Source organism: Companilactobacillus kimchiensis (assembly GCF_001438805.1).
Lineage (GTDB): Bacteria > Bacillota > Bacilli > Lactobacillales > Lactobacillaceae > Companilactobacillus > Companilactobacillus kimchiensis.
This window is the reverse complement of record NZ_JQCF01000001.1, coordinates 225,265-238,347: the sequence shown is the minus strand read 5'-3', so window position 1 is coordinate 238,347 and position 13,083 is coordinate 225,265. Positions and strand designations below refer to the sequence as shown.

The 13,083-nt window shown below is 37.3% G+C and carries 12 protein-coding genes; all 12 read left to right on the top strand.

All coding sequences use genetic code 11. From position 1 onward, the window contains the following. Positions 1 to 59 precede the first annotated feature (59 nt). A complete protein-coding gene (rimP, locus tag IV57_RS01305) occupies positions 60 to 533 on the top strand; it encodes a ribosome maturation factor RimP (protein ID WP_057879738.1) in 474 nt (157 codons plus the stop codon). A gap of 10 nt (positions 534 to 543) precedes the next feature. After that, entirely contained in the window at positions 544 to 1,776 is a 1,233-nt protein-coding gene (gene nusA / locus IV57_RS01300; RefSeq protein WP_057879677.1) for a transcription termination factor NusA, read from the top strand. A 15-nt stretch (positions 1,777 to 1,791) separates the two neighbouring features. Then, the gene (gene rnpM / locus IV57_RS01295; protein ID WP_201782892.1) at positions 1,792 to 2,100 is read left to right on the top strand and encodes an RNase P modulator RnpM; all 309 of its coding nucleotides are present in this window, start codon (positions 1,792 to 1,794) and stop codon (positions 2,098 to 2,100) included. Then, positions 2,100 to 2,396 (top strand): L7Ae/L30e/S12e/Gadd45 family ribosomal protein, encoded by a 297-nt coding sequence (locus IV57_RS01290; RefSeq protein WP_057879676.1) that lies wholly within the window; start codon positions 2,100 to 2,102, stop codon positions 2,394 to 2,396. The genes rnpM and IV57_RS01290 overlap by 1 nt, the downstream gene beginning before the upstream one ends. 13 nt (positions 2,397 to 2,409) lie before the next feature. Next, positions 2,410 to 5,337: a translation initiation factor IF-2 gene (gene infB / locus IV57_RS01285; RefSeq protein WP_057879675.1), complete on the top strand. Its 2,928-nt coding sequence runs from the start codon at positions 2,410 to 2,412 to the stop codon at positions 5,335 to 5,337. A gap of 272 nt (positions 5,338 to 5,609) precedes the next feature. Then, complete coding sequence (gene rbfA / locus IV57_RS01280) at positions 5,610 to 5,969, top strand: 30S ribosome-binding factor RbfA (protein ID WP_057879674.1); 360 nt, start codon at positions 5,610 to 5,612, stop codon at positions 5,967 to 5,969. 138 nt (positions 5,970 to 6,107) lie between these two features. Continuing rightward, positions 6,108 to 7,016: a tRNA pseudouridine(55) synthase TruB gene (gene truB / locus IV57_RS01275; protein ID WP_057879673.1), complete on the top strand. Its 909-nt coding sequence runs from the start codon at positions 6,108 to 6,110 to the stop codon at positions 7,014 to 7,016. Positions 7,017 to 7,028: 12 nt separating this feature from the next. Beyond that, complete coding sequence (gene ribF, locus IV57_RS01270) at positions 7,029 to 7,955, top strand: riboflavin biosynthesis protein RibF (RefSeq protein WP_057879672.1); 927 nt, start codon at positions 7,029 to 7,031, stop codon at positions 7,953 to 7,955. Positions 7,956 to 8,144: 189 nt separating this feature from the next. Further along, a complete protein-coding gene (gene hrcA / locus IV57_RS01265; RefSeq protein WP_057879671.1) occupies positions 8,145 to 9,191 on the top strand; it encodes a heat-inducible transcriptional repressor HrcA in 1,047 nt (348 codons plus the stop codon). A 16-nt stretch (positions 9,192 to 9,207) separates the two neighbouring features. Then, entirely contained in the window at positions 9,208 to 9,774 is a 567-nt protein-coding gene (gene grpE, locus IV57_RS01260; protein ID WP_057879670.1) for a nucleotide exchange factor GrpE, read from the top strand. 46 nt (positions 9,775 to 9,820) lie between these two features. Next, positions 9,821 to 11,686 carry a molecular chaperone DnaK gene (dnaK, locus tag IV57_RS01255; RefSeq protein ID WP_057879669.1) on the top strand — a complete coding sequence of 622 codons (1,866 nt, stop codon included), beginning with the start codon at positions 9,821 to 9,823 and terminating at the stop codon, positions 11,684 to 11,686. 124 nt (positions 11,687 to 11,810) lie between these two features. Next, complete coding sequence (dnaJ, locus tag IV57_RS01250; RefSeq protein ID WP_057879668.1) at positions 11,811 to 12,950, top strand: molecular chaperone DnaJ; 1,140 nt, start codon at positions 11,811 to 11,813, stop codon at positions 12,948 to 12,950. Positions 12,951 to 13,083 lie beyond the last annotated feature (133 nt).

Here is a 13,083-nt window from a genome sequence, read left to right as displayed (position 1 = left end):
TACTGATTAATGAGTGAGCAGAGATGCTCACTCTTTTTATTGCCGATTACTTTGGAGGAATGTCCTTGGATACAAAAGTTGAAGAATTAAAAGCCATTTTACAACCGATTTTGGATCAACATAATTTTTATTTAGTTGATTTGGAGTTCATACATGAACGCGGAGATTGGTATTTGAGAGTTTATGCAGACAAACAAGGTGGAATCAATATTGATGATTGTGCCGTCATTAGTGAAGAATATGGAGAAAAATTGGATGAATTGAATCCAATCGACCCTGCCTATTATTTAGAGGTTTCTTCTCCTGGTGCAGAACGTCCACTTAAAAATGATGAAAGTTTATCAAACAATGTCGACGACTATGTTCACGTCTCGCTCTATCAAAAACAAGATGGTCAAAAAGCTTTTGAAGGAACTATGACTGAGGTAACGGATACTAAGATAACTTTGATCGTTAAAGTTAAGAATTTAAAGAAACAAGTAGAAATTAGTCGTGACAACATTGCTAAGATTCGACTTGCAATAGAATTCTAAGGAGAAAATCATGAGTAAAGAAATGGTTGAGGCCCTCGATGCGCTTGAAAGCGAAAAGGGTATTAAAAAAGAATATGTCATTGAATCATTAGAAGCCGCCTTAGTTGCTGCCTATAAGAGAAATTACAACCAAGCCCAAAACGTAGATGTTGAATTTGATGCTAAAAAGGGTAATATACATGTTTATGCAGTCAAAGAAGTTGTTGACGAAGTTGTTGATGACCGTCTAGAAGTGAGTCTTGAAGATGCTCAAGGTAAGAGCAAGGGTTATGAAATCGGTGATCATATCAAAGATGAAGTTACTCCGAAGGATTTTGGTCGAATTGCTGCTCAAACAGCTAAACAAGTAATTATGCAACGAGTTCGTGAAGCTGAACGTGATATCATTTATAATGAGTATAGTCAGTATGAACATGAAATTATTCAGGGTACTGTTGAACGTAGTGATAGTAGATATGTTTATATTACTTTTGGTAAAATTGAAACTGTTATGCCTAAGGCTGATCAAATGCCTGGCGAAGTTTACAATTCTCGAGATAGAATTCGTGTTTATGTTTCAAAAGTTGAGAATGCAACTAAGGGTCCTCAAGTGTTCGTTTCTAGAACTGATCCAGGCTTAGTTAAACGTTTATTTGAACAACAAGTTCCAGAAATATATGATGGAACTGTTGAAATCGTTTCGATTGCTCGTGAAGCTGGAGATCGTACAAAGATTGCTGTTAAATCAGACAATCCCGATGTTGATCCTGTTGGTACATGTGTTGGACCTAAGGGTGCCCGTGTTCAAGCAGTTGTCGACGAACTAAATGGTGAAAATATTGATGTTGTACCTTACGTTGATGATCCAGTGGACTTTATTGCTAATGCTTTGAACCCTGCCGAAGTTATCGCAGTTCAATTTGATGAAAGAGATAAGAAACAATGTATCGTAATTGTTCCTGATTATCATTTATCACTTGCCATCGGTAAAAAGGGTCAAAATGCTCGTTTAGCTGCTAAATTGACTGGTTACAAGATTGATATTAAACCTGAATCACAAGTAGAATTTGTTGATGACAATGATCAAGACGTTGACATCAAGGATATTGAAAGTGGCAAGATCGATATTGAAAAAACAAGAGAAAATGCTGCTAATGCTGATGATGCTAAAAACCCAGCTGCAGCTGACTCCGATGATACTGAATCTGCATCTACAGAAACACCAGATGTAACTGATCCAGATTCAACTGATTCAGAAAACTAAAAAGGGGTGATGGATTTGACAACTCGTAAGCTACCAATGCGAAAAGATATTTTGACAAACAAGATGTATCCTAAAAGAGAAATGGTAAGAATTGTCAAAGATAAAGAGGGCAATGTTTCAATAGATCCTACCGGTAAAAAACCTGGTCGTGGTGCTTACGTTGGGTTGGATCCAGAAGCCATCAAAGCTGCAAAGTCTAAAAAATCACTTGAAAAAGTGTTCTCACATACAGTACCAGCTGATTTCTATGATGAACTATTCGACTTTGTTGATCATCAAAAGGCTAGAATGGATCTCTTTGGGGATCTAGGTAAAAAACACTAATGGATGCCTTCTTAAACTTTTTAGGACTCGCAGTCAGAGCACGTAAGACAATTAGTGGAACTGAGATAACTCTCAACGGTGTTCGCAGTGGTGAGGTTAAGTTAGTCATTATGGCAAGTGATTGTAGCGACCGGACAAAAAAAGATTTGCACAATAAGGCAAGTTATTATAATGTACCTGTGGTAGATACAATTGACAGTATGGCGTTAAAAGCGGCTATTGGAAGAGATAGAAAAGTTATTGGAATAACTGATAACGGATTTGCTAAAAGGTTAAAACAAATTATGGACAATTAAGGAGAGTGATAGGATGGTCAAAAAGAGAATTTATACTATTGCAAAAGAAAATAGTGTTGAGAATCAAGTAGTAATCGATGCCGCTGAAAAATTGGGTATTGATGTTAAAAACCATATGTCATCAGTAGATGAAAGTGCTGAAAAGAAAATCGTAGGTAATTTAAAGGGTGGTAAGAAACCAGTTGCTGCTAAGCCAGTAACACCAGCCAAACCAGCTGTTAAACCAGCTGCAAAGCCTACAACTGCAAGTCACACTGCACAACCAGCTAAGTCTGCAGATGTCAAACACGAAGGTAGTAATCAAAGTTCAGGTGACCACAAGACTAAGATTAAGATTACTGCTGTAAGAAGAGATGCTAATAAGGGTAACGGTCATTTTGACCATCGCAACAACAATAATCACACATCCAACAGTAATCGTCCAAACAGCAATAATAATAGTCACCGTCCTAACAATGGCACTGCTACTACTACAAATAGCAATAGTACACACAACAACAGTACTAATAACAGAACCAATACTTCAAATCCACAGTCACGTGATAACCGTAATCGTCCAAACGATAACAGAAATAATAACAACAATAATCGTCCACAATCACGTGATAACCGCAGCCGTAATAATAACAGACGTGATCGTCCAACCGCACAAAGTCAAGCTCCACGTCCAAGACAAAGTGCTGGTAACAAGTATCTAGAACAATTTAAGACAAATATTCAAGATGCTTCACGTATTCCTAGTCATCCAACTAGACCTGCTAACAACCATACAAGTCGTCCTAGTGGTGACAATGCACATAGAAATACTACTAACAGTCACCGTCCAAATAACAATGCAAGTGGTGAAAACCGCTTCAACAGAAATAATAACAACAACAATCACAGTACTAATAACCGTAACAATAATTCTACTAACAATACTCAAAACAGAAGACCAAATAATAATAATGCTGCTGCCTCAAAGGCTAAAGAAGCTCCAAAGACAACAGCTAATGTTAATGTTCCAAAGCCAGAGTATAAGAAGGCTAAGCCAACTAATAACACTCGTGACTTTGGTCACAGAACTAACTTGGCCAACCCATTTGGTAGTCGTAAGAAGAAGAAAGATCGCAAGCGTCAACAACGTCAACGTAATAACAATGAACCTAAGAAGATCATGCCACAAAGAAAAGATCGTCCATTACCAGAAACATTGAATTATTCCGTTGGTATGAACGCTCAAGATATTGGTAAGTTGATTCATAGAGAACCAGCCGAAATTGTTAAAAAGTTGTTTATGTTGGGTATCATGATCAACCAAAACAAGTCATTAGACAAGGATACTATTGAATTATTGGCTACTGATTACGGTATTGAAGCAGTAGAAAAAGTTCAAGAAGATGTTGCCGATATTGACAAGTATTTTGATGCTGAAGTTAATACAACTGAAAATCTTGCTACACGTCCTCCCGTTGTTACTATCATGGGACACGTTGATCATGGTAAGACAACCTTACTTGATCATTTAAGACATACTCACGTTACTGAAGGTGAAGCCGGTGGTATCACACAACATATCGGTGCTTACCAAGTTCGTCTTAAGGATAGAATGATTACCTTCTTGGATACTCCAGGACATGCTGCCTTTACTAATATGCGTGCTCGTGGTGCTGATATCACTGATATCGTTATCCTAGTTGTTGCAGCTGATGATGGTGTTATGCCACAGACTATTGAAGCTATCAACCATGCTAAGGCCGCAAATGACCCTATCATCGTAGCTATCAATAAGATCGATAAGGCTGGCGCTAACCCTCAACACGTAACTGAAGAACTTATGAAGTATGATCTTGTTCCAGAAAGCTATGGTGGTGACACTATCTTTGTTAACATTTCAGCTAAAGTCGGTACAAATATCGATGAATTGTTGGAAATGATTTTACTAGAAGCTGATGTTTTGGAATTGAAAGCAAATCCTAAACAAAAAGCTATTGGTACAGTTATTGAAGCTAAGTTGGACAAGGGTCGTGGACCTGTTGCATCACTATTGGTACAACAAGGTACACTTCATGTCGGTGACCCAATCGTTGTCGGTAATACCTTTGGTCGTGTTAGAACAATGACTAACTACAAGGGTGTTGAAATTGAAAAAGCCTTACCTTCTGAACCAGTTGAAGTTACAGGTTTAAATGATGTTCCAGAATCAGCTGATAAGTTTGTTGTCTTCGATGATGAGAAGACAGCTCGTGCAGCCGGTGAAGAACGTGCTAGTCGGGCCCTTCAAAAGGAACGTCAAAACACTAACCCTGTAACACTTGATAACTTATTCGAAACAATGAAAGAAGGAGAACTTAAACAAGTCGACGTTATTATCAAAGCCGATGTTCAAGGTTCTGCTGAAGCCATTGCCGGAAGTTTGAAGAAAATCGATGTTGAAGGTGTACGTGTCAATATCATTCATCAAGCCGTTGGTGCTATTACTGAAAGTGATGTTAACCTTGCTTCTGCAAGTAATGCTATCATCATCGGATTTAATGTTCGTCCAACTGCTCAAGCTAAGATCCAAGCTAAAGATGAAAATGTTGATATCCGTCTTCACAGAGTTATTTACAAGGCTATCGATGAAATTGAAGCAGCCATGAAGGGTATGCTTGAACCAGTTTATGAAGAAAAGATTATTGGTAATTTAACTGTCCGTGAAACATACAATGTTTCTAAGATCGGTACAATTGCTGGTTGTTTAGTAAATACTGGTAAGATTCAACGTGATAGTGGAATCAGACTTATCAGAGATGGCGTTGTTGTCACTGAAGGTAAGCTTGCTTCACTTAAACGATTCAAAGATGATGTTAAAGAAGTTGGTGCAGGATTCGAATGTGGTGTCACAATCGAAAACTACAACGATATTAAGATCAACGATGAAATCGAAGCTTATGTAATGGAAGAAGTTCCTGTTAAATAATTAAAATCTTCAACTAATAAATAAAGAGTAGAACATATTTACTCCGAGTATTAATGTAAAAATGGCGTTGACTCGATTTTGAGTTAACGCCATTTTTATAATTAAACAAAAGTCCAAGTTAATGAAAAAGATAGTTGTGTCCTAACTGCTTTATCTTTTCGAAATAGTAGTGATATAATCAAGCAGTGATGATTAAAAAAAGCAGTTGTAAAAACTGTTAGATAAATAAATTGCTAATTAGCAATGCAAAGTTTTTTAGTAGGAGGATTAATATGGTTAAACATAGAATTGGTCGTGTTGAACAAGAGATTCAAAAAGAAGTTAATGATATTCTTTTGAAACGTGTTCGTGACCCTAGAGTACAAGGTGTTACTGTTACAGGCGTTGAAATGACAGGTGATTTGCAACAAGCAACCATCTATTACAGTATTCTTTCAGAGAAGGCCAGTGATGTTGAAAAAACTCAAGCTGGTTTGGATAAAGCTACTGGATTGATCAGACGTGAGTTGGGTCAAAAATTAACTTTATACAAAGTGCCTGAACTTGAATTTAAACAAGATCAATCAGTGCGTTATGGTGAGAAGATCGATCAATTAATTGCTAAGATGCATCAAGACGAAGCAAATCGTTAATTTGTATAAATACTAAACTAAAGGTAGACGGTATCCATTGCGGGTATTGGCTATCTTTTTTGTTTAAGTAATCCTTTTCATTATTAAAAATAACTAGTAAAATTGTTGAAAGATACTACGACGAGATGAGGATTTATTATGGACGGAGTAATTCCATTAAATAAAGAAATTGGTCAAACAAGTTCTGATTATGTTTATAAATTAAGAAAAGTATTGCATACAAGAAAGATTGGTCATACAGGGACACTAGATCCACTGGTAAATGGTGTTCTACCAATTTGCGTGGGTCAGGCAACAAAACTGGTAAACACGCTTACAGGCTCTGCTAAAGAGTATGAGGGTGAAATAACTTTGGGTCGTTCGACCACAACTGAGGACCGTGAAGGAAGTACGGTTGAGGAAAAGAAACTAGACAAACCTTTTACGATTGACGAGTTTAATGAAATCTTTGCAAAAATGACCGGAGATATTACCCAGATTCCACCAATGTTTTCAGCAGTTCGGGTTAATGGGAAAAAACTTTATGAATATGCTCGAGCTGGATTAGAAGTGGAACGTCCTGAGCGTCAGATTCATATTTATGATTTTCATATTATGGATGAACCAATTTTTGATGAAACTACTGGCTATCAGACACTTCGTTTCCATGTTAAATGTTCTAAAGGGACTTATGTACGTACATTAGCAGTCGAATTTGGTCATAGTTTAGGTTATCCTGCCTTTATGTCTCAATTGACTAGAGTTAAGAGCGCTGGTTTTGAAATTGGTGAAACTTTCACGCTTGGTCAAATTGAAGAAATGATGGATAATAACGACCTGAGCTTTTTGAGAACAATTGATGATGTCTTAGCCGATGTTCCAGCTCATGAATTGACCGATGAAGAATGGGAAGTGCGCGTTTCTCATGGTGGCTTTTTGGAAGAAATTGATTCCGACAAAACTAAACAACTACGGGTTATGCGAGCTGGTGTTACTAAAGCCATTTACAAGTATGATAATGTAAGAGATATGTGGATACCGGATTTAATGTTATTGAATAATAAGTAAAAGAGATTAAAAATGCAGATTATAAACGTTAAACATCCGTTGCTCAAAACACAACGTCCCCTAGAAGATACAGCTTTGATCATGGGGTTCTTTGATGGGGTACATTTGGGACATCAAAAGGTAATTGAGACTGGAGTTGAATTGGCTAAACAGCATAATTTAAAATCAGTTTTATTAACCTTTGACCGTTCACCAAGAACTGTCTATCAGCACGAAAAAGATTATAGGTATCTATCGACCATGGAACGTAAAGCACAACTAATTGAAAAATTAGGGGTAGATTACCTTTATTTTGTCGAGTTCAGTGACATCTTTGCACAACTAAAACCGCAAGCATTTGTGGATCAATATATGATTGCCTTGAATGCAAAGTATGTAATCGCTGGATTTGACTATACATATGGTAAAAAGGATGTCGCCAATATGCAGACCTTGCCCAACTACGCTCAAGGAAAATTTGCGACAATTACAGTGCCAGAACAATTGATCAATGGTCAAAAAATTGGTTCTAGTGCAATCAAGGAGTTTCTAACCAACGGTCACATTGAAACAGCTAATATGTTTCTCGGTTATACTTATCAGAATCAAGGAACCGTGATCCATGGCTTGCAAAGGGGTAGAACTTTAGGTTATCCAACTGCTAATATTTCAGTTGATGGTTGTCAGTTAGTCCCAGCGATTGGTGTTTATGCTACTAGGATCAAGATCAACGATACTTGGTATTCAGCGATGACCTCAGTTGGTTATAATGTTACTTTCAAAGAGAACACCGGTGTGACGATCGAAGCTAATATCTTTGATTTTGACGAAGATATCTATGGTCAGCATGTGGAAATAGAGTGGGTCAAGTATCTTCGTGGTGAGGTAAAGTTTGCTGATGCTGCCGGATTAGTTAAACAATTAGAAATCGATAAGAAAAATACCATTAAAGCTTTATAGATAATTAGGAGAACCCGATAATAATTTGGGTTCTTTTTTGCTATAATTCAGGACAATTACGATTTAAAAGAAAATACTGGAAATAATTTAAAAAATTGAGCGTGCAGACTTGACACTATTAGGATAGATTGTTATATTTTACATTGTTAGCACTCAGGTATGAATAGTGCTAAAAAGGAGGACGGTATAATGCTATCACAACGTCAAGATGCAATCTTGAGAGAAGTCGTGCGCATATTTACAGATACCGGCCAGCCGGTTGGTTCGAAGACATTGATGAATGAATTACCTTTTCATGTAAGTTCTGCGACCATCAGAAATGAAATGGCAATGCTTGAGGAAGTTGGTTATCTAGAAAAGACCCATCTTTCATCAGGTAGAATTCCTTCAGCAATGGGATATCGCTATTATCTTGATCATCTGGTGCAACCAACCAGTGTACCGCAAGATATTGCACAAAGAATTGACGAGGATTTTGGTAAGACATATCATCAAATTGATGACATTATTGAACAATCTGCCAAAATTTTATCTCATTTAACAAGTTACACAGCAATCACATTAGGACCAGAGAGTGGTTCGATCCTGTTGACAGGATTTAGAATTGTTCCCTTGAATCCACATCAGCTGATGGCAATCATTGTCACTAGTGATAATAATGTTGAGAATAATATTTATACAATCGATGATGATTTTGATACTTCTATAATTGAAAAAATCGTAAATATTGTGAATGATAAATTAGTTGGACAACCGTTAACTAAGGTTATCCAAATGCTTCACAATGATGTTCCAGCGATTCTTTCAGAATACATGTATTCAACTGATGGTTTGTTGGATATGATGGATCAGCTTTTCAAAAAAGCAGGATCAGAGAAGTATTATGTTGATGGACAATTAAATCTTTTAAACTATGCTAATAACGAAGATCTCTCACAAGTTCAATCGTTATTCTCAATCATGAATCAAAGTACTGATTTGAGAAAACTGTTGGATCCAAGTATTTCTGATGACGGAATTCATGTTCGTCTTGGAAGTGAATTAGGTAGTGATGCATTGAAAAATTATAGTATTATTACTGCTAATTATGATGTTGGTCACCATGGTAAAGGTGTTATTGCTTTATTAGGGCCAACGTCAATGCATTATTCACAGTTGATTGGTTTGTTAGGAGAATTTCGTGGCGAACTAGCCAAAAGATTGATTGATTATTATTCGAGATACGATGATTCTTGAAATTTAGGAGGAAGTAATGGCAGATAAAGAAAAAAATCAAGATTTGAAGACTGCTAAACAAGCAGCTCCAAAGACTGATGAAAAGGCTGAGAAATCAGCTAAGAAAGACGATGCTGGTAAAGATCCCAAAGATCAAGAAATCAAAGATCTTAAAGCCAAAAATTCAGATCTACAAGATGATCTACTCAGATACCAAGCTGAAATTCAAAATATGAATAAACGTCATAAAAAAGAAGTTGCTGGAATTCTTAAATATGATGGTCAAAAGCTGGCAACTGAAATCCTTCCAGTGATTGATAATCTTGAACGTGCCCTAGCTGTTGATGCTGACGACGATGCCAGCAAGCAACTCAAGAAGGGTATTGAAATGGTACAACAACATATGGTTAAAGCTTTGGAAAATAATCATGTGACTGTAATTGACAATGCCGGTGAGACATTTGATCCAACATTTAGTCAGGCTGTTCAAACGGTTCCTGCTGATGATAAACATCAAAAAGATACCGTAGTTCAAGTGCTTCAAAAAGGTTATAAGTTAGATGATCGTGTATTACGTCCTGCAATGGTCGTTGTTGCACAATAAAATAGTTAATTAATAATATAAAAAAATTAAAAAGAGGTTTAGGTTTATGTCAAAAGTTATTGGTATTGATTTAGGTACTACAAACTCTGCTGTAGCCGTTCTAGAAGGTGGCTCTCCAAAAATTATTACTAATCCAGAAGGCGCAAGAACAACTCCTTCAGTTGTTGCTTTCAAAGATGGTGAAATTCAAGTTGGTGAAGTTGCAAAGAGACAAGCAATTACTAACCCTGATACAGTTTCATCAATCAAGCGTCATATGGGTGAAGCTGGATACAAAGTTTCTGTAGCTGGTAAGGATTACACACCACAAGAAATTTCAGCTTTCATTTTGCAACATATCAAGAAGTTCTCAGAAGACTACCTTGGTGAACCAGTTACAGATGCTGTTATTACAGTTCCTGCATACTTCGATGATTCACAAAGACAAGCTACTAAGGATGCTGGTAAAATTGCTGGTTTAAACGTTCAACGTATCGTTAACGAACCAACAGCTTCAGCACTTGCTTATGGTCTTGATAATGACAAGGGTGACGAAAAAGTTCTTGTTTATGATCTTGGTGGTGGTACATTTGATGTTTCTATCCTTCAATTAGGTGATGGTGTCTTCGAAGTACTTTCAACAAATGGTGATACACGTCTTGGTGGTGATGATTTTGACCAAAAGATCATCGATTGGCTTGTAGCACAATTCAAGGCTAAGAATGGCGTTGATTTGGGACAAGATAAGATGGCTCTTCAAAGATTAAAGGATGCTGCTGAAAAAGCTAAGAAGGATTTGTCAGGTGTTGCCCAAACATCAATTAGTCTTCCATTTATTTCATCTGGTGCTAATGGCCCACTTCACTTGGAAGAAACTTTAACACGTGCTAAGTTTGATGAATTGACAGCTGATCTTGTTGAAAGAACAAAGGCTCCTGTTGACAACGCTTTGAAAGATGCAAACTTAACTAATGCTGATATTGACAAGGTTATCTTAAATGGTGGTTCAACTCGTATTCCTGCTGTTCAAGAATCTGTTGCTAAATGGACTGGCAAAGCTCCAGACCACTCAATCAACCCTGATGAAGCTGTTGCTTTAGGTGCTGCTATCCAAGGTGGTGTTATCTCTGGTGATGTTAAAGACGTTGTTTTACTTGATGTCACACCATTATCATTAGGTATCGAAACAATGGGTGGAGTATTTACTAAGTTGATCGATAGAAATACAACTATCCCAACAAGTAAATCACAAGTCTTCTCAACTGCTGCTGATAATCAAAGTGCTGTTGATATTCACGTGTTACAAGGTGAACGTTCAATGGCCGCTGATAACAAAACTTTGGGTCGTTTTCAATTAACAGATATTCCTGCTGCACCTCGTGGCGTACCTCAAATCCAAGTTACATTTGATATTGATAAGAATGGTATCGTTAATGTTTCTGCTAAAGATATGGGTACTAATAAGGAACAAAAGATTACTATCAAGAGTTCATCAGGCTTGAGCGATGAAGAAGTCGACAAGATGATGAAGGAAGCTAAAGAACACGAAGAAGAAGATAACAAACGTAAGGAAGAAGTCGATGTTAAGAATGACGTTGAACAAACATTGTTTGCAACTGACAAGACTCTAAAAGACGTTAAAGGTAAAGTTTCTGACGATGAAATCAAGAAAGCCCAAGATGCTCGTGATGCTTTGAAGAAAGCTCAAGACTCAGGTGACCTTGAAGATATGAAGAAGAAACGTGATGATTTGAACAAGATTGTTCAAGATCTATCTGTAAAACTTTATCAACAAGCTCAGGAATCACAACAAGCTGCTGGTGGTGACGCTGGTGCTGATAAGGGTTCAACAACTGATGGCAAGAAGTCAAAAGACGATAATACCGTTGATGGCGACTTTTCAGAAGTAGATCCTGACAAAGATAAGAAATAATAAGTGTGAAAAAGAGCAGTGGTTTAATTACTAAAACCAGTTATGGTATAGTAAAAACAATAACTGCTCTTTTGAGCGTTAAAAAGGAATAGGACAATTTGTCCTGTTACGTAAGGGTGATTTAATGGCAGATAAAAATCCATATGACGTACTAGGCGTTGATAAAAGCGCTTCTGATGATGATATAAGAAAGGCATTTCGTAAACTTTCAAAGAAGTATCATCCTGACTTGAATAAAGCCGCTGATGCTGAAGATAAGTTTAAGGAAGTTAATGCAGCCTACGAAGTATTAAAAGATCCTCAAAAACGTGCTCAATATGATCAATATGGTTCTGCCGGTATGAATGGTGGCCAAGGTGGATTTGGTGGCTTCGGTGGTGGGGCTGGTTCTGACCAGTTCGGCGGATTCGAAGATATCTTTAGCCAATTCTTTGGCGGTGGCGGTGCTGCTCGTCAAAATCCTAATGCCCCAAGACAAGGTTCCGATCTTCAATATCGAATGGATTTATCCTTTGAAGAGGGAGTTTTCGGTAAAAAAACTAACATTTCTTACAACCGTGAAGAAGAATGTTCAACTTGTGATGGTTCTGGTGCTAAACCTGGTACTCATCCGGAAACATGTTCAAAGTGTCATGGTTCAGGTTATGTAGAAGTTGACCGTCAAACTCCACTTGGCCGTATGCGTACAAGAGTTGTTTGTGATGTCTGCAATGGTACTGGTAAAGAAATTAAAGACAAGTGTAATATTTGCCATGGCTCAGGTAAGGTAAATGAAAAACACGAACTTAAAGTTACCGTTCCCGCTGGTGTCGAAGATGGACAACAAATGCGCTTAGATGGTCAAGGTGAAGCCGGAACTAACGGTGGACCTTATGGTGATTTGTACATCGTCTTTCACGTTGCTCCAAGCAAGGAGTTCAGACGTGATGGATCAACAATTTATGCCTCAGTAAATATCAGTTTCCCACAAGCTACTTTGGGTGATGATATCAAAGTAAATACTGTTCATGGACCAGTTCAATTGAATATCCCAAGTGGTACTCAAACTGGAACAACCTTTAGATTACGTGGTAAAGGTGCACCAGTACTCAATAGTAAGAGTATCGGTGATCAAAAAGTTACTGTTAATATTGTGACTCCTCGTAAACTTTCGGGTGAACAGCGTAGTGCTTTGAAGAAGTTTGCTGAAGCAGGTGGCGACAAGATCAAAGAAAAAGATAGTAACTTTTTCAATAAAGTAAAAGATGCCTTTAAAGGCGAATAAAATGTGACCCAATAAGGTTAACATTAAAAAATACCATCAATTCCTATTTGGATTGATGGTATTTTTGTGAGTAATTGTAAAACGCCAGCGTCGTCAAAGTATTATTTTTACGAGGATAGTATTTTTTGATTAA

Excerpts from the sequence above, each read along its gene's own strand:
- rimP (WP_057879738.1), top strand. The coding sequence starts at position 60 with ATGTCCTTGGATACAAAAGTTGAAGAATTAAAAGCCATTTTACAACCG.
- nusA (WP_057879677.1), top strand. The coding sequence starts at position 544 with ATGAGTAAAGAAATGGTTGAGGCCCTCGATGCGCTTGAAAGCGAAAAG.
- IV57_RS01290 (WP_057879676.1), top strand. The coding sequence starts at position 2,100 with ATGGATGCCTTCTTAAACTTTTTAGGACTCGCAGTCAGAGCACGTAAG.
- infB (WP_057879675.1), top strand. The coding sequence starts at position 2,410 with ATGGTCAAAAAGAGAATTTATACTATTGCAAAAGAAAATAGTGTTGAG.
- rbfA (WP_057879674.1), top strand. The coding sequence starts at position 5,610 with ATGGTTAAACATAGAATTGGTCGTGTTGAACAAGAGATTCAAAAAGAA.
- truB (WP_057879673.1), top strand. The coding sequence starts at position 6,108 with ATGGACGGAGTAATTCCATTAAATAAAGAAATTGGTCAAACAAGTTCT.
- ribF (WP_057879672.1), top strand. The coding sequence starts at position 7,029 with ATGCAGATTATAAACGTTAAACATCCGTTGCTCAAAACACAACGTCCC.
- hrcA (WP_057879671.1), top strand. The coding sequence starts at position 8,145 with ATGCTATCACAACGTCAAGATGCAATCTTGAGAGAAGTCGTGCGCATA.
- grpE (WP_057879670.1), top strand. The coding sequence starts at position 9,208 with ATGGCAGATAAAGAAAAAAATCAAGATTTGAAGACTGCTAAACAAGCA.
- dnaK (WP_057879669.1), top strand. The coding sequence starts at position 9,821 with ATGTCAAAAGTTATTGGTATTGATTTAGGTACTACAAACTCTGCTGTA.
- dnaJ (WP_057879668.1), top strand. The coding sequence starts at position 11,811 with ATGGCAGATAAAAATCCATATGACGTACTAGGCGTTGATAAAAGCGCT.